General features: G+C 67.8%; 20 protein-coding genes. 9 read left to right on the top strand and 11 right to left on the bottom strand.

The window, feature by feature from the left end:
- The first annotated feature begins 27 nt into the window (after positions 1-27).
- On the top strand, positions 28-354 hold the full coding sequence (locus ACQ7JA_RS14055; RefSeq protein ID WP_430898695.1) for a hypothetical protein: 327 nt from the start codon (positions 28-30) through the stop codon (positions 352-354).
- Here the strand turns inward: ACQ7JA_RS14055 and ACQ7JA_RS14060 are convergent, their stop codons facing one another.
- The 3 genes from ACQ7JA_RS14060 to ACQ7JA_RS14070 are packed head-to-tail and all read right to left on the bottom strand — an operon-like array spanning position 355 to position 2,523.
- On the bottom strand, positions 355-687 hold the full coding sequence (locus ACQ7JA_RS14060) for a low molecular weight protein tyrosine phosphatase family protein (RefSeq protein WP_430898697.1): 333 nt from the start codon (positions 685-687) through the stop codon (positions 355-357).
- Positions 684-1,802, bottom strand: coding sequence for a metallophosphoesterase (locus ACQ7JA_RS14065; RefSeq protein ID WP_430898699.1), 1,119 nt, complete (start codon positions 1,800-1,802; stop codon positions 684-686). Before ACQ7JA_RS14065 ends, ACQ7JA_RS14060 begins: the two co-directional genes overlap by 4 nt.
- A gap of 28 nt (positions 1,803-1,830) precedes the next feature.
- Positions 1,831-2,523 carry an aspartate/glutamate racemase family protein gene (locus tag ACQ7JA_RS14070; protein ID WP_430898701.1) on the bottom strand — a complete coding sequence of 231 codons (693 nt, stop codon included), beginning with the start codon at positions 2,521-2,523 and terminating at the stop codon, positions 1,831-1,833.
- Between the two features lie 222 nt (positions 2,524-2,745).
- On the opposite strand from ACQ7JA_RS14070, the gene ACQ7JA_RS14075 reads away from it, so the two are divergent.
- From ACQ7JA_RS14075 to ACQ7JA_RS14090, 4 genes are all read left to right on the top strand, one after another.
- On the top strand, positions 2,746-3,201 hold the full coding sequence (locus tag ACQ7JA_RS14075; protein WP_430898703.1) for an Hsp20 family protein: 456 nt from the start codon (positions 2,746-2,748) through the stop codon (positions 3,199-3,201).
- A gap of 301 nt (positions 3,202-3,502) precedes the next feature.
- A complete protein-coding gene (locus tag ACQ7JA_RS14080) occupies positions 3,503-5,035 on the top strand; it encodes a Do family serine endopeptidase (RefSeq protein WP_430898705.1) in 1,533 nt (510 codons plus the stop codon).
- A 47-nt stretch (positions 5,036-5,082) separates the two neighbouring features.
- Entirely contained in the window at positions 5,083-5,745 is a 663-nt protein-coding gene (locus ACQ7JA_RS14085; RefSeq protein WP_430898707.1) for a response regulator, read from the top strand.
- Complete coding sequence (locus ACQ7JA_RS14090; protein WP_430898709.1) at positions 5,742-7,127, top strand: ATP-binding protein; 1,386 nt, start codon at positions 5,742-5,744, stop codon at positions 7,125-7,127. The genes ACQ7JA_RS14085 and ACQ7JA_RS14090 overlap by 4 nt, the downstream gene beginning before the upstream one ends.
- Here ACQ7JA_RS14090 and ACQ7JA_RS14095 read toward each other — a convergent pair.
- The 3 genes from ACQ7JA_RS14095 to ACQ7JA_RS14105 are packed head-to-tail and all read right to left on the bottom strand — an operon-like array spanning position 7,124 to position 9,585.
- On the bottom strand, positions 7,124-7,720 hold the full coding sequence (locus ACQ7JA_RS14095) for a hypothetical protein (RefSeq protein ID WP_430898711.1): 597 nt from the start codon (positions 7,718-7,720) through the stop codon (positions 7,124-7,126). The genes ACQ7JA_RS14090 and ACQ7JA_RS14095 overlap by 4 nt on opposite strands.
- Positions 7,721-7,723: 3 nt before the next feature.
- Positions 7,724-8,497 carry a LytR/AlgR family response regulator transcription factor gene (locus ACQ7JA_RS14100; RefSeq protein WP_430898713.1) on the bottom strand — a complete coding sequence of 258 codons (774 nt, stop codon included), beginning with the start codon at positions 8,495-8,497 and terminating at the stop codon, positions 7,724-7,726.
- Positions 8,494-9,585, bottom strand: a complete 1,092-nt coding sequence (locus ACQ7JA_RS14105; protein ID WP_430898715.1) for a sensor histidine kinase — start codon at positions 9,583-9,585, stop codon at positions 8,494-8,496. The genes ACQ7JA_RS14100 and ACQ7JA_RS14105 overlap by 4 nt, the downstream gene beginning before the upstream one ends.
- Positions 9,586-9,733: 148 nt before the next feature.
- On the opposite strand from ACQ7JA_RS14105, the gene ACQ7JA_RS14110 reads away from it, so the two are divergent.
- The 4 genes from ACQ7JA_RS14110 (at position 9,734) to ACQ7JA_RS14125 (ending at position 14,496) form a co-directional block, all read left to right on the top strand.
- Positions 9,734-11,884, top strand: coding sequence for a TonB-dependent receptor plug domain-containing protein (locus tag ACQ7JA_RS14110; RefSeq protein WP_430898717.1), 2,151 nt, complete (start codon positions 9,734-9,736; stop codon positions 11,882-11,884).
- 99 nt (positions 11,885-11,983) lie between these two features.
- The gene (locus ACQ7JA_RS14115; RefSeq protein WP_430898719.1) at positions 11,984-13,111 is read left to right on the top strand and encodes a branched-chain amino acid ABC transporter substrate-binding protein; all 1,128 of its coding nucleotides are present in this window, start codon (positions 11,984-11,986) and stop codon (positions 13,109-13,111) included.
- A 10-nt stretch (positions 13,112-13,121) separates the two neighbouring features.
- Positions 13,122-13,367 (top strand): antitoxin Xre/MbcA/ParS toxin-binding domain-containing protein, encoded by a 246-nt coding sequence (locus ACQ7JA_RS14120; protein ID WP_430898721.1) that lies wholly within the window; start codon positions 13,122-13,124, stop codon positions 13,365-13,367.
- Positions 13,351-14,496, top strand: coding sequence for an amidohydrolase family protein (locus tag ACQ7JA_RS14125; protein WP_430898723.1), 1,146 nt, complete (start codon positions 13,351-13,353; stop codon positions 14,494-14,496). The genes ACQ7JA_RS14120 and ACQ7JA_RS14125 overlap by 17 nt, the downstream gene beginning before the upstream one ends.
- Positions 14,497-14,600: 104 nt before the next feature.
- Here the strand turns inward: ACQ7JA_RS14125 and ACQ7JA_RS14130 are convergent, their stop codons facing one another.
- The 5 genes from ACQ7JA_RS14130 to ACQ7JA_RS14150 all read right to left on the bottom strand — a co-directional run bounded on the left by ACQ7JA_RS14130 (position 14,601) and on the right by ACQ7JA_RS14150 (position 22,620).
- Complete coding sequence (locus ACQ7JA_RS14130) at positions 14,601-14,774, bottom strand: hypothetical protein (protein WP_430898725.1); 174 nt, start codon at positions 14,772-14,774, stop codon at positions 14,601-14,603.
- A gap of 72 nt (positions 14,775-14,846) precedes the next feature.
- Complete coding sequence (locus ACQ7JA_RS14135; RefSeq protein ID WP_430898727.1) at positions 14,847-16,568, bottom strand: response regulator; 1,722 nt, start codon at positions 16,566-16,568, stop codon at positions 14,847-14,849.
- Positions 16,555-18,045 (bottom strand): ATPase domain-containing protein, encoded by a 1,491-nt coding sequence (locus ACQ7JA_RS14140; protein ID WP_430898729.1) that lies wholly within the window; start codon positions 18,043-18,045, stop codon positions 16,555-16,557. Before ACQ7JA_RS14140 ends, ACQ7JA_RS14135 begins: the two co-directional genes overlap by 14 nt.
- 171 nt (positions 18,046-18,216) lie before the next feature.
- Positions 18,217-20,616, bottom strand: coding sequence for a TonB-dependent receptor plug domain-containing protein (locus tag ACQ7JA_RS14145; RefSeq protein WP_430898731.1), 2,400 nt, complete (start codon positions 20,614-20,616; stop codon positions 18,217-18,219).
- 171 nt (positions 20,617-20,787) lie between these two features.
- Positions 20,788-22,620, bottom strand: coding sequence for a M61 family metallopeptidase (locus ACQ7JA_RS14150; protein WP_430898733.1), 1,833 nt, complete (start codon positions 22,618-22,620; stop codon positions 20,788-20,790).
- Between the last annotated feature and the right edge of the window lie 38 nt (positions 22,621-22,658).

The following is a 22,658-nucleotide window of genomic DNA, read 5'->3' on the forward strand; positions in this document are numbered from 1 at the left end:
TGCATTCCCATCGGGTAGAGTAGCGCCATGCCCGACTATCCCCGCACGCCCGACGGCCGCTACTTCGTGGTGAGGGGCCGTCTCTGGCGCACCAGCAATCCCGATCTCGCGCCCGATGAACGGGAGCGCCTCGTCAAGCGCCTGATGGATGCGCGCCGCGAGGTCGGCATCGCGAAAAGGGCCGGCGACACGATTGCCGAGCGCGCCGCGCGCGGCCAGGTCGACGCGGCCAAGCGGGCCCTCGGTGAGCGCGGTCCGGTATGGTGGACAGACGGCGCGCCCGACTTCAACCGCAGGATGGTTGTGAACACGCCGTATGCGGGCTGGTACGCGGGCCTGCCCGATACGCCTTGATCAACGCAGGAAAGGGCCTGCCTTCGCCTCGAGCAGCCTGACGAGTTCCGGCTGCATGTACGCGTAGTCGTCCGGGATGTCGAGGCAGACCACGCGCTTGCCGTTCAGGTGCTGGCGAAAGCGCCTGGACAGGCGGTTGCGATGTGCCTTCTCCATCACGAAGATGATCGTAGCCCAGTCGATCTGCTCGGTCGACAGCGCCACGTCGGCGTCGTTGCCAAGGCCCGCGGAGTCGGTGTCGACGCCGGGCCAGGTGGAGAAGACCTGTTCCGCGGTCGGGCTGCGCAGCCGGTTCTGGGTGCAGATGAAGAGGGCGCGTTTGAAGTCGGTCATGATGCCCCTCCCGGCGCGCGCAAGGTCAGCTTGATGATCTCGCCCGGCTTCCACAGGCGCATGCGCGGGCCCCAGCTGCCGGCGCCGCGCGTCACGTACAGCATCATGCCCTCGACGTCATAGGCGCCCGCGTACTTCGGGAAGCGCCGCTCGACGGCATAGCTGAAGGGCCAGATCTGGCCGCCGTGGGTGTGCCCGGACAGCATCAGGTCCACGCCGCGCCGGCTCGCCTCACTGACGATGGCGGTGGCGGGGATGTGCGACATCAGGATGGTCGCCTTGTCCTCCTGCGCGTTCAGGGTGCCGGCCAGCCCCCTGGTGAGGCTGCCGCCGCGGCGCATGGCGGCGCCGATGTCCTCGATCCCGGCCAGCACCAGTCCGGGCGCCAGCTCTACCTGGCGGTCGCGCAGCCAGCGTACGCCGCCCTCGGCGAACTCGGACACCGTGGTCTCGGCGTCGCCGTAGAACTCGTGGTTGCCCGTCACCGCCCATACGCCCAGCGGCGCGCGCAGGCCGCGCAGCACGCCGGCCAGCTGGGGCTCTCCCACCGGTTCATCCTCGACCAGGTCGCCCACCAGCAGCACCGCCGCAGGCGTCAATGCGTTGATCTGTTCGACGCGCGCCGCCATCCATTCCGAGCGGCGCTGGGCGCCCAGGTGGATGTCGCTGACGGCGGCGATGACGGTACCGTCCAGGGCCGGCGGCAGGTCGCGCATCACGACTTCCTGTTCGACGATGACGGGCGCGCGCATGCCCTGGAACAGGGCAAATGCGGCGAGCAGCACGCCGGCGAAGGCGCCCCCCAGACGGATTGCCTGCGTATGCGCGCGCCACCAGAAACCGAAGCCGCCCAGCAGGTCGGCGGCGAGCAGGCACATCGACATCAGGAAGGTGATGCCGAGCCAGGTGACGGCGAACTGCGCCGGCCACCAGCGCCAGTCGAGCGCCGCGTCGCCCACGTGCACGCCGGCGATGTAGACGAACCAGAGCAGCAGGGCGCCGATCCACCAGGTGCGCGCCGGGATGCGGCTGCGGATCGGGGCGAGGGCGTACAGGCGGGCAGCGACGAACAGGTGGAACAGCGAACCGACGATATTCAGGACGATCGAAAACATGCGGGGAGGGTCGACATGGCAGGGACCGTCACATTAAAGCAAATTCGGCCGCCTTGCGCGCGTGCAGTGCGGTGGTGTCGAAGACCGGCACCGGGCTGTCGGCCGGCCGGACCAGCAGGCCGATCTCGGTGCAGCCGAAGACGATCGCTTCGGCGCCGGCATCGACCAGCTGCTGCATGACGGCGCGGTAGCCTTCGCGCGAGGCGTCCAGCACCCGGCCCTGGCACAGCTCTTCGTAGATCACGCGGTGCACCAGTTCGCGGCCCGCTTCAACCGGCACCACCACGCGCAGGCCATGCTGCCGCGCCAGGCGCGCGCGGTAGAAATCCTGCTCCATCGTGAAGCGCGTCCCCAGCAGGCCCACGGTCTGCAGGCCGGCGGCGCGGATCGCCGCGGCGGTCGGGTCGGCGATGTGCAGGAGCGGGATGCCGGCCGCGGCCTCGATCGCAGGCGCCACCTTGTGCATGGTGTTCGTGCACAGCACCAGGAAGTCGGCGCCGGCCAGGGCCAGCCTGCGGCCGCAGTCGGCCAGCAGGCTGCCTGCCGTGTCCCAGTCGCCCAGGCGCTGCAGGCGCTCGATCTCGTCGAAGTCCACGCTGACCATCGCGATCTTCGCCGAGTGCAGGCCGCCGCGCAGGTCGCGGACGGTTTCGTTGATGCTGCGGTAGTAGGGAATGGTCGATTCCCAGCTCATGCCGCCGATCAGGCCGATAGTCTTCATGATGCCGCTTCCGTTCGAAAAATCAGGCGGACGAGTCTAGCACGCAGGCCCGGAGACCAAACGTGGATTAAAGCATGAGTGCAAACAAAATTTGCACATGTGGATAAAAATCCATATTTTGTATGCCTTGAAAATCCATTGACCGGGTATTAGATTGGACTCACCGGATGCTCACGATGAGGTCCGGCAACATATCGCTTAACTTTTACGAGGATATATACCATGCGTACTTTTGACCTGACTCCCCTGTACCGTTCCGCCATCGGTTTCGATCGCCTGGCCAGCCTGCTCGAGCAGCGTGGCGAGCCGAGCTACCCGCCGTACAACATCGAACTGGTGAGCGAAGACAATTACCGCATCGTGATGGCCCTCGCCGGCTTCACCCGCGATGAGGTGGAAATCGTGACCGAGCGCGACACCCTGCACGTCACCGGCCGCAAGCAGAAGGACGAGACCCAGCGCACCTTCCTGCACCGTGGCATCGCAGCCCGCGACTTCGAACAGCGCTTCCAGCTGGCCAACCACGTGAAGGTCACCAGCGCTTCCTTCGATAACGGCATGCTGACCATCGAACTGGTGCGCGAAGTGCCCGAAGCCTTCAAGCCGCGCAAGATCGCCATCGGCGACGCGAACGGCAATACCGGCAACGTGCAGACGCTGGAACAGCGCGCCGCATAAGGTACTAGCAGCAGCTTGAAAGAGGGCGCCCATGTGGCGCCCTTTTTGACGATTGGAATGTGGGTTTGTAGGGTGGTCCGGGCCACGAAAGGCGGCTTCGCCGACCGCGCGTCCAACTCACGGATGCGCTGTAACTGCGCGAGCCGGAGTTGAACGCGCGTTCGGCAGAGCCGAACACCCTACTTAAGAGCGCTCTAAGCCTCCGGAGTTGCCAGCTTAAGCATGTTCTAAGCCAGCTTTGGGAAACTACTTCCATCGATAGACACCATCATCGGTCAACCATTTTCATCGGGAGCACAATATGCCTAACCAAGGTGCCGTCACTGCCATCACTGCCAAACGCCTCACGCTGGCCTTGTGTGCCGCGGGCGTCGTTGGCGGAGCGGTGGGTGCGCTTGCAGTCAACCACAACAACGTCGCGGCCGAAACCGCAGCCGCGGCAGCCGCAGCGCCTGCGCCCGCAGCCAGCGTGGCGCCCGCGCCCAGCGTTGCACCGGCCCCGGCGGCCACGGTGACCCTTCCTGATTTCACCCGCATCGCCGCCACCAACGGCAAGGCGGTGGTGAACATTCGCGTCGTCGGCGGCATGAAGACCGCCAACCGCGGCAACGTGCCGCGCCTCGACCCGAACCATCCTCTTTATGAGTTCTTCCGACAGTTCCAGGATCCGCGCTACGGCGGCGGCGGTGGTCGCGAAGCTCCCGTTTTCGGCGCCGGATCGGGCTTCATCGTAAGCCCGGACGGCGTCATCCTGACCAACGCCCACGTCGTGCAAGGCGCCGACGAAGTCACCGTCAAGCTGCAGGACCGCCGCGAATTCCGCGCCAAGGTCCTGGGTTCGGACGCGCGCACCGACGTGGCCGTGCTGAAGATCGATGCGAAGAACCTGCCGGTGGCGCCGCTCGGCAAATCGCGCAACCTGTCGCCCGGCGAGTGGGTGCTGGCCATCGGTTCGCCCTATGGCCTCGAGAGCACCGTCACCGCCGGCGTGGTGAGCGCCACCGGCCGCAACCTGTCGGACGGCCAGGTGCCCTTCATCCAGACCGACGTGGCGATCAATCCCGGCAACTCGGGCGGCCCGCTGTTCAATACCCGCGGCGAGGTGGTGGGCATCAACTCGCAGATCTATAGCCAGACCGGCGGCTACCAGGGCCTGGCCTTCTCGATCCCGATCGACGTCGCGGTCAAGATCAAGGACCAGATCCTCGCCACCGGCAAGGTGCAGCATGCCAAGCTGGGTGTGAGCGTGCAGGAGGTCGGCCAGGACTTCGCCGATTCCTTCGGGTTGGCAACGCCGGACGGCGCACTGATCGCCAGCGTCGAACGTGGCAGCCCGGCCGAACGCGCCGGCCTGAAGTCGGGTGACGTGGTGCGCCGTATCAACGGCCAGCCGATCGTATCGTCGGGCGACCTGTCCAGCAACATCGGGCTGTCCAAGCCGGGCGAGAAAGTCGCGCTCGACGTCTGGCGTGACGGCAAACTGGTGCGCATCGATGCAACCCTGGCCGACGCCAACGAGAAGGGCCGGCGCGCTCCGCAGGAAGAGCTGGCGTCCAACCAGGACAACAGCGCCAGGCTGGGCCTGGCCCTGCGTCCGCTCGAGCCCATCGAGCGCCGCCAGAGCGGCATCGCCAGCGGCCTCGTGATCGAGGACGTTTCAGGCGCGGCGGCGATGGCCGACATCCAGCCGGGCGATGTACTCATTTCGGTTAACGGCCGTCCGGTGAACTCGGTCGGCCAGGTCCGCGACGTGGTGGCGAAGGCCAGCAAGTCGGTGGCCTTGCTGATCCAGCGCGGGAGTGACAAAATCTTCATTCCTGTGCGGATCGGGTAAGGAAGCGTAGCGTCCTTCATCGGCACGGTTTCAAGAACGGGGAATTCATGCGGCTACTGCTGGTGGAAGACGATACGATGATCGGCGAAGTAGTGCTCGACCTGTTAAGGGCCGAGCACTACGCCGTCGACTGGGTCAAGGACGGCGAAATGGCCGACACGGCCCTCATGCAGAACCAGAACTACGATCTGGTCCTGCTCGACCTTGGGCTGCCGCGCAAGGACGGGCTCGACGTGCTGCGCTCGATGCGCACGCGCAAGGACCGCACGCCGGTGCTGATCGCCACCGCGCGCGATTCGGTGGCCCAGCGCATCGCCGGGCTGGATGCCGGCGCGGACGACTACGTCCTCAAACCCTACGACCTCGATGAACTGCTGGCGCGCATCCGCGCGCTGCTGCGCCGCGCCGCCGGGCGCGCCGAGCCCATCTTCGAGTACAAGAACATCTCCATCAATCCCGCCACCCGCGAAACGCTGGTCGACGGCGCCCCGGTGGCGCTGTCCGCACGCGAATGGGCCGTGCTGGAAGCACTGGTGGCGCGTCCCGGCGCGGTACTCTCGCGCGCCCAGCTCGAAGAAAAGCTGTACAGCTGGCGCGACGAAGTCTCCAGCAACGCGGTCGAAGTGTATATCCACGGCCTGCGCAAGAAGCTGGGCAGTGAGCTGATCCAGAACGTGCGCGGCGTCGGCTACATGGTGCCCAAGGCATGAAGCTGAAGTCCCGGGTCACGCACTCGCTGCGCGGCCGCTTGCTGTGGTACCTGCTGGCGGCGATCACCATCGCCGCCCTGGCGCAGGCCTCGATCGCCTACCGTACCGCCCTGCACGACGCCGACCAGATCTTCGACTACCACATGCAGCAGATGGCGCTGTCGCTGCGCTCGGGCACGCCGCTGTCGAACACCGAGGCGCAGCAGCGCATCGCCGCCCAGGCCGAAGGCGGCGCCCAGGCCGCGGGCGGCGACAACGACGACATGGTGGTGCAGATGTGGTCCCCCGACGGGGTGCAGGTCTTCCACAGCGTCTCGCGCGCCAAGCTGCCGCAGCGCGCCGTGCTGGGCTTTTCCAACGTGAAGTCAAACGGCACCACCTACCGCGTGTTCTCGATCCAGACCGCAAACCAGACCGTGCAGGTGGCCCAGGACCTGGCCGTGCGCCGCAACATGGCCGGCAACCTGGCCCTGCGCACCCTGGGCCCCATCGCGGTCATGATGCCGATCCTGATGCTGGTGGTGTGGTGGGTCGTGAGCGGCTCGCTGGAGCCGGTCGCGCGGGTGCGCTCGCAGGTGGCCTCGCGCCAGGCCGACGACCTGTCGCCCGTGTCCGACAACGGCCTGCCCGACGAGGTGCGGCCGCTGGTGCAGGAACTGAACCTGCTGTTCGGGCGCGTGAAAACCGCCTTCGACGCCCAGCAGACTTTCGTTGCCGACGCGGCGCACGAGCTGCGCACGCCGCTGGCCGCCCTGCGCCTGCAGGCCCAGAGCCTGGACCGCGCCGAGTCGCCTGAAGCGCGCAAGCTGGCCGTCTCGCGCCTGACCGCGGGCATCGACCGCGCCACCCGCCTGGTCGAGCAGCTCCTGGTGCTGGCGCGCCAGGAAGCCACCGCCGCCGGCGGCGCCGCCACCCGGCCGGTGGACCTGGCGGAACTGGCGCGCCGCACCGTGGCCGATCTCGCCGGCGTGGCCGCCGCCAAGGGCGTCGACGTGGGCGTCCAGCAGGCCGACGCGGCCCAGGTGGAAGGGCAGCCGGACGCGCTGCAGATCCTGCTGCGCAACCTGGTGGACAACGCGATCAAGTACACGCCGAGCGGCGGCACCGCCGACATCACGGTGAAGAACGAAGTGGTGGAGGGCGCCGCGCAGGTCACGGTCACGGTCGAGGACAGCGGGCCCGGCATCCCGGCGGAAGAACGCGAGCGCGTGTTCGACCGCTTCTACCGCGTGGCCGGCAGCGAGGCGGCCGGCAGCGGCCTGGGCCTGGCCATCATCAAGGCCATCGCGGAGCGGCACGGCGCCAGCCTGGCCCTGGGCCAATCGGCGCGCCTCGGCGGCCTGGCCGCCACGGTCACCTTCAAGGCGCCCGCGGCGTCCTAGCAGCCCAGCCGGCGGAAGCGCTTGCGCAGGATGAAGAGGTCCTGCTGGATCGATTCCATCATCGCCGCGCGGGCGCGGCGTTCCGCCTGTTCCGATTCGAGGATGGCCGATTCGAGCGCACGACATTCACGCTGCGCTTCGCCGCTCAGGCGGTGGCGCCGGCTCGCGGTTGCAAACTGGGACGGCGTCATGCCCGTCAGCGGCCGGATGGCTTGTGCTAGCTGTTCGGAACGGATTTCGCCAGCAACTTCGCTTCCAATTCTGCTTTTGCCGGAAAGACGGTCCACTCCACGGGTCGGAGTCGTGTCGAGGCGCTGAGCGCCGACGCAAGGTTCGTCCGCGTAACTGATCTTGCCGTTTGCCTGGCATTTGTAGATGGTACGGCTCGGTGGGGGCAGCTGCTCCTGCGCCGCGGCCGTGATGGCCGCGCCCGCGAGGACAATGGCGGCCAGCGACGCGCCCTGGGCGCGCCGGATCGACGGGGTTCTGATGGTGGTCTCCGGATGCTGGAGGGCTGCCCGGCGGCGCCGGCCCTCTCTCTTTTTGGTCAGCCGGCGAGCATACAAGAGTTCGCGGCGCCGGATTCTATCCAATTGTCACACGGACTTTCCAGCCTGTAGGAACAGCTTCACGGCCGCGACGTAGCGCTCGCTGACCGCCACCGTGCCGCCGCCGCGCAGCGTCAAGGCGTAGCTGCCGTCGCCGCCGCTTTCCAGGCTGGCGATCTGCGCGCGCCGCACGATGGTTCCCCGGTGCACGCGCAGGAATTCGCCCGGCGGCAGCAGGCTCGCCAAACGGCTGATCGTCATCCGGTGCAGTACCGTGCGCCCGGCCAGGTGCAGTTCGACGTAGTTCCCCGCCGACTCGATGCGCAGGATGTCGCTCACCTTGACCTGCTCGATGCGGCCGACCGAGCGCACGCTGATGGTGTCGAGCGGCCGGCCGCCTTCGCCTGCCTCCACGTAGCGGCGCAGCGCCGCGCCATAGGCTTCGCGTTGCCCCAGCATTGCGGCCGCGCGCTCGACGGCCTGGGCCAGGCGTGCGTCATCGATGGGTTTGAGCAGGTAGTCGAGGGCGTGCACGTCGAAGGCGTCGATGGCGTGCTCGCTGTAGGCGGTCACGAAGATGACCAGGGGCGGCTCCTGCAGGCGGCCGATGTCGCGCGCCAGTTCGAGGCCCGATTGTCCCGGCATGCGGATGTCGAGGAAGACGACATCCACCGGCTGCTGCGCCAGGGCGGCGCGGGCAGAGGCGGCCCCGCCGCATTCCGCGGCGAGCTGCCAGCCCGCATGGGCCGCCATCGCCAGGCGCAGGTTGACCCGGCCCGGCATCTCGTCGTCGACGATCAGGTAGCGGATGCCCATGCTCATTCGGCCAGCGGCAGGCGGATCTCGGCCACGAAGCGCTCCCCCTCCAGCTGCGTGCGCAGCCGCGCTTCGGCGTGCATCAGGCGCAGGCGGTCACGGGTGTTGGGAATGCCCAGTCCCGCGCCCGGGTTGGCCTTGATCCCGCGCCGCGCGGGATTGGAGACGCGCACCAGCATGGCGCCGTCTTCCCGGACGAAGGAGAGGCGAATGTCGCTGGCATCTTCGCAGCATTCGAGGTCGTGGCGCAGCGCGTTTTCGACCAGGGGCTGCAGCAGCAGGGGCGGGCAGGCGACGCCGGCCAGGTCCTGGCTACCCTCCACGTGCACCTGCAGGCGCTCGCCGTAGCGCAGGCGCTGCAGGTCCAGGTAGTCCTGCACGAAGCGCAGTTCCTCGGCCAGGGTGGCCGTGTTGCGCGCGCTGGCGGAGAGCACATAGCGCAGCAGTTCGCTCAGGAGCGTGATGCCGTGCAGGGCCAGCGGCTTGTCGTCGCTGCGCACCAGGGCGCTGATCGCGTTCAGGGCATTGAAGAGGAAGTGCGGTTCGAGCTGGCCGCGCAGGGCCAGCATGCGCTGTTCCTCGAGCGCCAGGCGCAGGTTGAGCATGTCGGTTTGCGAGCGCTGCCAGGCCAGTTCGCGTTCCTTCGCCCGGCGCGAATAGAACCAGGCGAGGACGGCCGCGAAGGTGCCCGTGGTCGAGAACCAGCCCACCAGCAGCATCTTCATCAGCAGCCGGCGCGCGTCGTCGAGGCTGGCGATGTCGAGGTAGTCGCGCTGCCAGGCCATCCAGGTCCACTGCAAGGGCTGGAACACCAGCACCAGCGCGGCGAACAGGAACACCACGTTGCGCGGCCGGTCGAGCAGGGCGGGCCAGCGCGTCAGCGTCATGCTCAGGGACCAGCTCAGGACGATCAGCGGCACCGCGTACTCGACGAACCAGGTCTGCAATAGCGCCGGATAGTGGCTGTCGGCGCCGGCACGCAGGTTGTCGCTGTAGGTCTGGAGCGCCCCCAGCACGCTGATCGCCGTCCACAGGCACAGGACGGTGACGGCGATCCTGAGGGAGGGCGGTATGCGGTGGGCGAAGGACGTCATCGGAAAAGTATAGCAGCGCGCTCCTGCCCCACGCCCTGGCGGCGGGAAGCGCCATCCCGCGGAAACGGCAATTCGTCACACAGCCGGTGGCGCAGCGTCGCCCTGTACCCACAATGGGATCATCCATCCAGATAGGGCGTCATCACACATGCGAATTACCCGAACCGCCTCTGCCTGCGCGCTGCTGCTCTCCGCGCACGCCAGCGCCTGCGCCCAGACCGCCACCGAACCCGTGCAGCAGGTCGTCGTCAGCGCGGCCACGATCGACGAACAGCAGCAGCGCGCGCAATCCACCACCACCGCCATCGTCGTCGGACGCGAGGAACTCCTGCGCCAGGGCGACGCCAGCCTGGCCGACGTGCTGAAACGCCAGCCCGGCGTCACCGTGGACGCGACTCCCGGCAGGGACGCCCAGGTCCGGATGCGCGGTCTCGGCAACGGCTACGTCGCCATTTTGCTCAACGGCCTGCCTGCGCCCAGCGGCTTTTCGCTGGAATCGATCAGCCCGGAGCTCATCGAACGCATCGAGATCCAGCGCGCCGCCACCGCCGAGACCAGCAGCCAGGCGGTGGCGGGTTCGATCAACGTCATCATGCGCCGAGCCGGACCGGCCAGGGGCGCGCCCGCAAACGAGATCAAGGCCGGCAGCGCCTTCCTGCGCGGCCACGCGGCTCCCCAGCTGCTGGCCCGGCACAGCGGCAGGCGCGGCGCGCTCGCCTATACCCTGGCGGCGACGCTCAAGCGCACCGTGAACCCGATCGAGGCCCGCAGTACCGAGGAGGGAACGGCGCCGGCCTTGCTGCGCCACACGGATTGGACCGATCACCTGGTCGAGGACGTCGCGGAACTGGCGCCGCGCCTTTCCTGGCAGCCCAGCGCCGCCGACAGCATCACTTCGCAGAGCTATGTGCGCCGGCGCCACATCCACAACGTCAAGCGCGAAAGCGAAACCCTCGAGGGGGGCGCGCCGACGGCCTTCCCGCATAACCGGCAGCGTTTCGAGACGCGCCCGCTGCACCTCTACGCCGACCTGGCCTGGACCCGCAAGTTCGAGGGCGGCGCCCGCTTGAGCACCAAGCTGGCGGGCTTTCACATGCGGCGCGAGGCCGACTTCGTGTTCCTCGGCATGGACGGCCAGGACCGGCTGCGCGCATCCCATCTGGTCGCCTCCGGCCCGGTCGAGCGCGAATGGACCTTCAGCGGCAGCTGGCGCCGGCCGCTGTGGGGCAGCCACTCCCTGGCCGCCGGCTGGGAGTTCGGGCGCAAGGACCGCAGCGAATACCGGCGCGAACGGCGCCTGGATGCCGCAGGCAGCCAGTTCTACACCAGCGACGAGGATTACTTCGCCGAAGTCGACCGGAGCGCCTTCTTCGTCCAGGACGAATGGGACATGGGCGCCGACTGGTCGGCCTACATCGGCCTGCGCCGCGAAGACCTGCGCACGACGGGCCAGGGCAATGCGGCGGCCCCGGTCGATGTCGACGCGGGCGCCTGGAGCCCGGTCTTCCAGCTGCTCTTCAAGCCGCGGCAAAAACAAGGTGATACCGGATCGCGCGACCAGTTCCGCTTCGCACTCGGCCGCACGTACAAGGCGCCGAGCATCGTCCAGCTCATGCCGCGCCGCTACACTGTCGACAACAACAACAGCGCCACCAACCCGGACCTGCAGGGCAATCCGGACTTGCGGCCCGAACTCGCGACGAGCGTGGACCTGGCCTGGGAGCGCTATCTTGGCAAGGCGGACATGGTCAGCGTCAGCGCCTACCACAAGCGCATCCGCGACATCATCCTGACCCGCATCGCCCTGCAGGGCGGCGCGTGGACCGCCACGCCGGACAACCACGGCGGCGCGACCGCGCGCGGCCTCGAATTCGAAGGCCGCATCGCGCGCGGGCCGCTGGCGGCGCGCGTCAACCTGGCGCGCAACTGGTCGCGCCTGGACAGCGTCCCTGGCCCGGACAACCGTATCGAGGACCAGCCGGCATGGAGCGGCAATCTCGGACTGGACTTCAGTGCGCCCTCCAGCCGCCTGGAGGCCGGCGGCACCTTCAGCTACCGCGGCACGGTCGCCAGCCGCGCCGGCAGCCCGGTCTTCAGCCTCGACGCCCCGCGCCGCCAGCTCGACCTGTACGCGCTCTGGAAGTTCGACGCCCAGGCGCGGCTGCGCCTGGCCCTGTCCAATCTCGGACAGCGCAGCTACCGGGAACGCCTCGTTTACGAGGCTGCGGCGCCGCTGGCGCGTACGAGCCTGTACCAGGTGCGCCCGACCGTGCGCCTGGTGTGGGAACAGTCCCTGTGACGATTGGGCCGCTTCGTCCTGCAGCGCACTTGCTCTGAATGTAAAATGGGCCGTTTGGCGCGAGCCCGCCGTGGAACATTCAGAATTGACGAGGAAGCGATGAAGAAGCAAGCAGCCGTGTTGGCGATGTCGTTGGTGGCCGGCGCGGCCACCGCCCAGGAAGTGGTGAAGATCGGCCATGCGGCCGCCGTGACGGGCCCGGTGGCCTACTTCGGCAAGGATACCGAGAACGGCGCCCGCATGGCGATCGAGGCGCTCAACGCCCGGGGCGTGACGATCGGCGGCAAGAAGGTGAGCTTCCAGCTGATGGCGGAAGACGACGGCGGCGACCCGAAGCAGGCGACCACCGTGGCGCAGAAGCTGGCCGACGCGAAGATTCACGGCATGGTGGGCCACGAGACCTCGGGCACCACGATTCCCGCGTCCAAGATCTACCACACGGCCGGCATCCCGCAGATCTCGCCCTCGACCACCGGTCCGAAGTACACCCAGCAGGGCTTCAACACCACCTTCCGCGTGGTGGCCAACGACATCCAGCTCGGCCAGGCGCTGGGCCGCCACGCCGTGGCCGAAATGAAGGCGCGCCGCGTCGCCGTGGTGGACGACCGCACCGCCTATGGCCAGGGCCTGGCGCTCGAGTTCTCGCGCAGCCTGCAGAAGCAGGGCGGGACGGTGGTGGCCAAGGAGTTCACCCACGACAAGGCGACCGATTTTTCCGCCATCATCACGCGCATCCGCGCATCCAAGCCTGACCTGGTCTTTTTTGGGGGCATGAGCGCCACCGCCGGCCCGATGCTGCGCCAGATGAAGCAGCTCGGCATGAACGTGCGCATGATCGGCGGCGACGGCATCTGCTCGGACGAGATCCACAAGCTCTCCGGCGGCACCATGCTCGATAACCAGGTCGTGTGCGCGGAAGCGGGCGGGGTGCAGGGCGAAGCGCGCGCCGCGCTCGACAAGTTCCGCGCCGATTACAGGAAGCGCTTCGGCATCGACGTGCAGATCAATGCGCCCTACGCCTATGACGCGGTGATGACGATGGCCGAGGCGATGGTCAAGGCCGGCTCTTACCAGCCGGCGAAATACCTGCCGGTGCTCGCGAACATCCAGTACAGGGGCGTGACCGGACCGATCGCTTTCGATGCGCGCGGCGACATCAAGGACGGCACCATCACCCTGTACACCTTCAAGGGCGGCAAGCGGTCGCTCCTGATGGTCACCAAGTAAGGAGCGCGCCATGGCCGACGAAGACCGCGTCACGCCCGATGCCTTCGCCGCTCTGCAGGCCCGGTTCGGCCAGCAGTCGAAGAAGGCGCAGGCCTACTACACCGTCATGCATGCGGCGCGCGGCGCCTTGAAGAACGACGAGGCGGCGAGCGGCTGGATGGAAGCACCGCTCGCGGCGCTGGGCGGCAAGTCGCCGGCGCAGGCCGTGGCCGAAGGCCGGGTCGAGGAGGTGCTGGTCCATGCGCGCGCGCTGTAAGGCGCTGCTGCCGCTGGCGGCGCTCGCCGGGGCGCTGCTGTCCGCTACGGTAGCGGCGGCGGAACCTGCCACCCTCATCTACGCGGGCCGCGTCTTCGACAGCGAGGGCGGGCGCATGCTGGGTCCGCGCCTGATCCTGGTGCAGGACGGCAGGATCGCGGAGATCGGCACGGCGATCGCCGTGCCGCCGGGAACGCGGCGCATCGACCTGCGCGCCTACACGGTGCTGCCGGGACTGATCGAATCCCACGCCCACCTGCTGATGGACGCTTCCGCGCCCCCGGCCGCGGCGGGAGAGTCGCTGCGCGCCCTGCGCGGCGCGGGGCATGCGCGCCGCTATCTCGAGGCCGGCTACACGAGCGTGCGCAATCTCGGCAAGGCGGGACGCTATGCCGACGTGGCGCTCAAGCGGGCGATCGAGGAGGGCAGCGTGCCCGGTCCGCGGCTGTTCGTGTCCGGTCCCGCGCTGGCGCCCGGCGCCGCGGGCGGCGACGAACGCAACGTGCGCAGAGCGGATGACGCGCGCGCCGCGGTGCGCGAACATGCCCGGGAGGGCGTCGACCTGATCCGCATCGACGCCAACGGCGTGGATGAGGCCACCATGTCGCTCGAGGAAATGCAGGCGGCGGTGGGCGAAGCCCGTGCGGCAAAGCTGAAGGTCACGGCCTATGCCACGAGCGACGCGGCGATCGCGCGGGCGCTCGAAGCCGGCGTCGACGCCATCGAACATGGCGAGGCCGCATCGAACGACACACTGCACAGGATGCGCCAGGAGTCGGTGCCCATGGTGCCGCTCCAGCCCTTCGGCGAGCGCCTTCGGCAGGCCCGGGCCGCCGGGGTGACGCTCGCCGCGGGTTCCGACGCCGGCGCCCAGCCGCAACGGGGCGACGCCGCCCGGCGCGCCCTGCTGGCCTGGGTCGAGGCGGGGCTGGCGCCGCGCGACATCCTGCAGGCCGCCACCATCAACGGCGCGCGCCTGCTCGGCGTGCCGGGGCTGGGCGTGATCGAGGCAGGCGCCCACGCCGACATCATCGCCGTCCAGGGCGACCCGATGGTCGACCTGGAGGCCTTGACGCGGGTGGTCTTCGTCATGAAGGGCGGCCAGCCGGTGCGCGCACCAACTCCCTGAAGCGCCCTAGAGAACGCCGAGCACCAGCAGCACCAGCAGGGTCAGCACGGCCGACACCAGGATCGAGCCCAGGCAACCCAGCTTGTTCGAGAAGAACAGGAACATCAGTCGCCCGGTCCTTCTCCCGGCATGGTGTCCGCCATCAGCCGCAGCTCTTCAGGCGTGAGCTCTTCCGGTTTCTTGTCCTTCAAGCCGTCGACATCCTCGGCCTTTGTACCATCGCGCTGCGCGTCGGCGTGCTTTCCCCGCGCTTGCGGCGCCTTGTGTCGATTGTCCATGAGTGGCTCCCGATTGTCTGAGACAGGATTCGGGAACAGTGTGGCACAGAGCCGCACCGCGCGGCGTCCGCCTCAGGCCGGTCTTTCCCGGCGTGCGGCACGGTCGAGCGCGCGCCCGACGCTGGCCGCAAGCTCGGCCAGCTGGAAAGGCTTGCGCAGCAGGATGTCGCTGCCGAGCACCTGGTCGATCGCGTGCATGTCCGCGTAGCCGGTGGCGATGATCATCGGAATGCCGGGGAAGATCGCGCGCGCCTGCTGCATCAGCTCGGCTCCGGTGATGCCCGGCATCAGGTAGTCGGTGATCACGAGGTCGGGGCAGTCGCGCCGCAGCGCAAGCAGTCCCGTTTCGCCATCCGCGGCCTGGGTGACGGTATGGCCGAAGGCCTCGAGCGCCGATACCATCGATTCGCGCACGAAGTTGTCGTCCTCGACCACCAGGATGCGGGCGCCGGCTACCGGCTGGACCGGTGCGGAGGCAGGCACGGGCGCCGCCGCCAGGTCCCCGTCCCAGGCGCGCAGCCAGATCTCGACGGTGGCGCCGGCGCCGGGTTCGCTCAGGATGCGCGCGGCGCCGCCGGACTGGCGCGCCATGCCGTAGACCTGGCTCAGGCCGAGGCCCGTGCCCTTGCCGACCGCCTTGGTGGTGAAGAAGGGTTCGAACACCTTGGCGACCAGCTCGGCCGACATGCCCGGACCGTTGTCGGCGACCGCGATGCGCACGTAGTCGCCGGGTGGAAGCAGGCCCTCGGGCGGCCGTGCGGGACCTGCGTGGAAGCACAGTTCGCCGCCGCCGTCCATGGCGTCGCGCGCATTGATGGCCAGGTTCAGCAGCGCCATCTCCATCTGGTTGGCGTCGGCCATCACCAGGGGACAGTCCGGCTCGACCGCGAAACGCAGGCGGATGCGCGAACCCAGCGAGGTGGCGACCAGTTCGCGCACACCGTCGAACAGCGCGCCGACTTCGGACTGGCGCAGGTCGAGGTTCTGGTTGCGGGCGAAGGCCAGCAGCTGGCTGGTCAGCTTGCCGCCGCGCTGGCAGGCGCGCCGCGCCACCTCGGCGCGCTGCTTCGCCACCTCGTCCTTCGACAGCAACAGGATCAGGTCCATGCTGCCCTGGACCACATTGAGCAGGTTGTTGAAATCGTGGGCGATGCCGCCGGTCAGGCGGCCGACCGCCTCCATTTTCTGGAACTGCACCATGGCCTGCTGAACCCGCTCGCGCTCGATCACCTCGTTCATCAGGCGGTCGTTGGCCTGGGCCAGGGCGCGGGTACGCTCCTCGATGCGCGATTCAAGGGTCTCGTTCAGGCTGAGCAGCGCGTCCTGGCTGTGCTGGAGACTGGCGGCGGTACGTTCGCGCTCGGCCAGCAGGTCGCGCGCCTGGTACTGGCGGCGGCGCGCGCGCAGCGCGGACGTGGCGGCGCTGCGCAGGGTCTGGGCGTTCAGCGGGCGCTCCAGCAGGATGATGTTGCCCAGCTGCTCGAGGCGCGCGCGGGCGTCGTCGGCCGGCAGGCCGATCAGCTTGGCGAGCAGGAGCACGAAGGGAAAATCGGACCATGGCTCCTGACGCCCGAGCCAGGCATGCAGGCGCGCCGCATCGATGCCGTTCAGCGCTTCTTCCGCGACGATGGCGGTGCCGGCGCCTTCCTCGATGGCGGCGGCGAGCGCGGCGAAGTCGCGCACGATGGTGCAGGCGCCGTCGTCGCGCGCCAGCACCGAGCACATGACTTCGGCGTCGCGCCCCTGGGGCGCGAGGATCAGGATGCGGTCGTCGTGGGGACTAGCTGTCCGCATGCGGCGTGCTTGCCATCATCGGCGTCGCGCCGCGGTAGCTCGGCAGGCCGGAGAGGACGCCGTCGAAGCCTTCGAGAGGCGGTCCGACCCGCACGCCTTCGCGGCCCAGCTGCAGTTCGTGAATGGTGAGCGCATGCTCGGCGGCGCGGCTCTTGATGACGGTGATGGCGCGCCGCAGGCGGCCGTTCGACTCGAAGAAGCGCATCAGGAGCGTGCTGTCGCTCAGGTAGCTCAGGTCGACGTCCGACTTCACCTCGCCCACCATGCCGTGCTGGCCCAGCACCAGCACCGTGGTGACGCCCTGCTGGTTCAGGTAGGAGAGCAGTTCGTGCATCTGCAGGATCAGGTACTGCTCGCCCGGCATGGCCTGCAGGTAGGCGTTCAGGCTGTCGATCACGATGAAGCTCATGCCGCGCTGTTCGACGGAGTCGCGCAGTTTCTGGGCGAATTCACCGGGCGAGAGCTCGGCCGGGTCGATGTGGTGGATGGCGAGCTGTCCGCTGTCGACGAAGGGGCGCATGTCCATGCCGAGCGCCGTGCTGCGCGCGAAGAAGGTGGACAGGCCCTCGTCGAACAGGTAGAAGGCCGCTCTTTCGCCGCGTTCCAGGGCCGACAGCAGGCAGCGGGTCGACACGGTGGTCTTGCCGATGCCGGACGGCCCGACGATCAGGGTATTGGTGCCGCGCACCAGACCGCCGCCGAGCAGCGCGTCGATGCCGTCGGAGCCGGTGGGGTGCACGGCCGGCTTGAAGTCGCGCAGGTGTTCGGCCGCCACCAGGCGCGGGAACATCGTGATGCCGCCGGTATCGAGGACGTAATCGTGGTAGCCGCCGCGGAAGCGGATGCCGCGCATTTTAATGATGTTCACGCGCCGGCGCTCCTTGCCGAATTCCTTGGCGATCTGCTCGAGGCTGATGACGCCGTGGGCGATGCTGTGCAGGTGCTGGTCCGACTGGCTGGTCTTGTCGTCGAGTAGAAGGACGGTGCAGGCGCGCGCGGAAAAGAACTGCTTCAGGGCCAGGATCTGGCGGCGGTAGCGCAGCGGGTTCTGCGCCAGCAGGCGCATCTCCGACAGGCTGTCGAACACGACCCGTACCGGCCTGACGTCGTCGACCTTGCTCATGACGTCGCGGGTCGTCTCCCCCAGTTCGATCTCGGAAGGGTGGAACACCGACTGCTGGGCGTCGATGTCGAGCGCCGTCTCGCCGGCCAGTTCGAACACGGCCAGCGCATCGATCGACCAGCCATGGCTGGCTGCCACGGCCGCCAGTTCGTCCGCCGTCTCCGAGAGGGTGATGTACAGCCCCGCTTCGCCTTTGGCCGCGCCGTCGAGCAGGAATTGCAGGCCGAGGGTGGTCTTGCCGGCGCCGGGCGAGCCTTCCACGAGGTAAACACGCTGCGGCGTCAGTCCGCCGCCGAGGATGTCGTCGAGACCCGGAATGCCGGTGGAGATGCGGGAGGATACTGCAGTATGCATGGAACGGCCTATGGATGCCGCAGCTCGCGGAATTGGTGGGTGGCTGACATCGTGAGAATGGTCAGAGGCATTATACGCAAACCCCAAGGAAGGCACGCTCACGTTCCGGCACGCTTGTTGCAACAAAAAAAGGGTTCCACGGAGGAACCCTTTTTGATGAAGCTGCCTGTGTCAGAAGCGGTGCGCCAGGCGTGCGAACCAGGCCGCGCCGTTCAGGCCGAACTGCACGCTTTCGTAATGGAAACCGTTATCGGTCTCGTTCGGATCCTGGCGCGTCGGCTTCACGTTGAAGATATTGGTGCCGCCCACGGTGAACCTGGTTTTCTCGGTAAAGGCCCAGGTGAAGGACAGGTCGGCCGAGGTCTTGGCCTTGTAGTACTGGTTCGGCACCGGCGGGCCCGAGAAGGTGCCCAGGGTCTGCGGGCCGAAGTGGACGATGCGCAGCCCGGTTTCCAGCTTGCCGATGGTATGGTCGAAGCCCAGCGTGGCCTTGCGGCGCGGCGCGCCTTCCTCGATGAAAAGGCGCTCGCGCTCGGACAGCAGCACATCCTCGAAGCCGGCCAGGCTGCTGGGCGCATGCACGCCGGTGACTTCGGTCTTGCCGAAGTTCAGGGCCAGGAAAGCGTTCAGCTTGCCGGCGCCCAGGTCCATGCGGTGCGACATGGTGATGTCCAGGCCTTGCGTCTTGGTGTCGACCGAGTTCACGAAGAACTGGGCCTGGCCCACGCCCAGCTGTTGCAGGGTGGCGCCCAGCGCCGGGTAGTTGTCGGCGTCGAAACGCCCCGACAGCACGATGCGGTCGTCGATGTCGATGCGGTAGAGGTCGGCCGTGACCGAGGTCGCCTGCGTCGGGGTGAAGGTGACGCCGAACGTGAAGCTCTTCGACTGCTCGTCCTTCAGCTGCGGGATGCCTGCGGCGTTCGCCACGCGGCCGCCGGTCGGCGCCAGCACTACGTCGAGCGGCTGGCCGCTGACGAAGTCGGTGAAGGTCGAGGAGAACCAGGCCTGCTGCAGCGATGGCGCGCGGAAGCCCGTGCTCGCGGAACCGCGCAGCAGCACCATTGGATCGATACGATATGCGCCGGCCAGCTTGCCGGTGGTGGTCGAGCCGAAGTCGGAATAGCGTTCGTGGCGCAGCGCGGTCTGCAGCTTGAAGCGGTCCGTCAGGTCGGTCTCGATGTCGAGGTAGGCGGCGCTCGAGTGGCGGTCGGCGTCAGTCTGGTCGCCCGGCTGGAAGCCCGGGAAGCCCTGGCTGCCTGCATTGCCGCCCACGCCGACGCCGTCGGCGTCGATCCAGGAACCGGTTTCGCCGGCGAAGATCTGGTAGTTCTCGCGGCGGTGCTCGAAGCCGAAGGCCACGTTCATGCCGTTCGCGATGCCGTTGAAGAAGCGCGAGAAGTCCAGGTTGGTGGTCGCCTGGCGGAAGGAGAAGCCGCCGGCATCGAAGGCGCTTGCGCTGGTGGCCGGGCGGCCGGCCAGCAAGTTCTGGTTCGCGATCGAGGCGTTGAGCGTGTTCGCGATGGTGTACATCAGGCGGTTGTAGCCGTAGGTCTGCGACAGGTCGGCATTCCATTCGCCCAGCTGCCAGCGGAAGCCCACGGTGCCCCATCGGTCGTCGACGTCGCCGTTGATGAAGGGAACGAAGCCGTTCGGATACATGGCGGCGGAGTTGCGCGAGGGGATATCCTCGGACCCGATGCCTTCGCGCGCCCAGGCGGCCGAGGAAGCATCGCGGCGCTGCGCGCCGGCGGTGAAGTACAGCTTGCCCGGGCCCGCCGGGAATTCGCCGTTCAGGTAAACGGTCTGGTTCTGCGACTTGGTGTCGCCGATGATGCGCGGGCTGTCGGCGTCGGCGCGGTTGGAGCGGCCGCGGTCATAGTATTCGCCGGTGATGCCCAGCACGCCGCCGCCCACGGCCACGCCGCAGTAGGCCGAGGCCAGCCAGTTCTCGCCGTCGCCTTCGGTGTACTGGCCGTAGCCCAGCACCGATTCGCAGCCCAGGGTTTTCTTGAGTTCGATATTGATCACCCCCGCGATCGCATCCGAGCCGTATTGCGCGGCGGCGCCGTCGCGCAGCACCTGCACGTTACGGATCGCCATCAGCGGGATCGCGTTCATGTCGGTGCCGGTGTTGCCGCGGTTGCGCGCGCCGAACAGGTTGACCAGGGCGACCGTGTGGCGGCGCTTGCCGTTCACCAGCACCAGGGTCTGGTCCGAACCGAGGCCGCGCAGGGCGGCCGAGTCGACCAGGTCGGCGCCGTCCGCGCCGGTCTGGCGGGTCGAGTTGAAGGACGGGGAGACGTTGTTCAGGACCTGGGCCAGGTCGAACTGGCCGCCCTGTTCGGTGGCCTTGGTCATCGGGATGAAGTCGACCGGGACCGCGGTGTCGGTGGACGAGGCGTTACCGACGCGCCGCGAGCCGACCACGCTCACGCTCGGGATGACCTGGTTCTGGGCCGTCGGCGCGCTGGGGGCGTCCGTGGTCTGCGCCTGCGCGGCGGGGGCGAAAGCGAGGGCGCTCCCATACAGGGCGAGCAGTACGGAATGCGGCAACAGTCTCAGTTTGAACACGGACATCTCCAAGGGCAAAATTGCATATTAATCAAATTTGTTTATACCCAAGGTGGTCTTGTATTAATAACGCAACATTGTCATTACATAGTCAAAATTCATGGGTTCTACGGAACAAAAAACCGCGGCGCCGGGAGACCGGGGCCGCGGTTTGCATGGATAGGGAGGCGATCAATGCTTCTTGTTGTCTTCCTTCGGCCAGGCGACGCCGGTCCAGGCGGCGTTCATCGACTGCTGGGTGGCGTTCGGCTTGTCCAGGGTCTTGACCTTGGCCTTGCCCTTCGCCTGCTGCACCGGGGTGACCGGCAGTTCGACCAGCTCGTCGCGGCGGAACAGGTGGACCTTGAACGGGCCGGATTTCGACAGCGACATCTTGTCGCCGATGTCCTTGGCCGACACGCGCAGGCCGTTCACCGCCAGCAGGGTGTCGCCCGAAACCACGCCGGCCTTCCATGCCGGGCTGTCGCGCTCGACGACGGTGACGACGGCCGGGTCGCTGCCTTCACGCAGGGTCCAGCCGGCCCACCATTCGGTCTTCTGTTCCTGGTCCTTCGGCACGTCGATCAGCTTCTGCAGGCCGACCTGGGCCAGCAGGGTGTCGAAGGGGATCTCGGCGGTGCCGTCCACGTACTGGCTCCACCAGCCGCTCCAGTCCTGGCCGCTCACGCTGCGCAGCGCGGCAAGGACGGCCGGCACGTCGTAGCCGCCCTGGGCGGTCGAGTGCTTCTCGAACAGGATGCGGTGCACGTCTTCCAGGCCCTTTTTCGCATTGGTCTGGCGGCGCAGCTCGATGTCCATCATCAGGGCCAGCAGCTGGCCTTTCGAATAGATGTTGACCGAGGCGTTGCGGGCGCGCTCGCCGCCGACCGCGATCCACTCGTCGAAGCTGGAATCGGCGGCGCTCTGCTGGAAGCGGCCCGGCTGGTGCTGGTAATCGTCGATCAGCTTGGCGTATTCCTCGTAGAACTCGTCGCGCTTGACCAGGCCGGCGCGCAGCACGATCAGCTCTTCGAAGTAGGAGGTGTGGCCTTCGGCGACCCACAGCAGGCGGTTGTAGTTCTCGTTCTGGTAGTCGTAGGGGACCATCTCCTTCGGACGGTAGGCCTTGACGTTCCAGGTGTGATAGAACTCGTGGGCGGCCACGCGCAGGAAGCCCTGGTATTGCTTGCGCGGCGCGAAGGTCCAGCGCGGTTTCTGGATCACGGTGGAGTTGGCGTGCTCGGTGGCGCCGCCGGCGCCGTCGGTCGCGTGGACGATGAAGAGGTAGCGCTGGAAGGGATACTTGCCGTCGTAGAGCTTCGCCGTTTCATGGACGATCTTTTTCAGATCCAGCATCATCTGCTTGCCGTCGTGGTTGCCGCGGCCCCAGATGGCGAGTTCGATGGTGCGGCCATCGACCTTATCGGTGTAGAACTCGTGCAGGCCGGTCTCGATCGGCGCGTCGATCAGCACGTCGTAGTCGGCGGCGACGAAGCAGTGGTCGCAGTTCCCCGCATCCATGCCCGAACGCGACTTCCAGCCCTGCGGCACGTCCAGCTTGACGTTGACCTTCTCCTTGCGGAAGGGCGCCGCGTAGACGAACACGCCGCTGGCGTCCAGGTAGGCGTGGGTGTCGTCGATGTGGCGGGTGCGCTCGCCCAGGGTGTTCGCATACAGCTCGTACTGCACGGTGACCGCGTCGCCCGGTTTCGTCTTGACCTGCCAGGTGCCCTTGTCGGTCTTCTCCACCGGCAGCGCCGCGCCCTTGGCGTCGAAGGCCTTGAACAGGCGCACGCCGTTGGCCAGGTTCAGCATGTTGTAGCGGCCGGTGCGCCAGTTCGGCATCGAGACGTCCAGCGTGGTGCCGGTGGCGGCCGGGAAGGTGGCGCGCACTTCGGCCAGGTGCTGGGCGGCGTCGGTGATCTTCAGCTGGTAGTCGACGTCGGCGCGCGCGGTGGCGCTGGCGCCGAGCAGAAGGGGAGCGAACAGCGCGGGGAGGGCATAGGCAAGGAAGGTAGGTTTCATCTCTGCGGTCTGGTATGCGCCCGGGATAGGCGCTTTAT

Origin of the sequence: Massilia sp. BKSP1R2A-1 (genome assembly GCF_050586525.1) — a bacterium.
Lineage (GTDB): Bacteria > Pseudomonadota > Gammaproteobacteria > Burkholderiales > Burkholderiaceae_D > Telluria.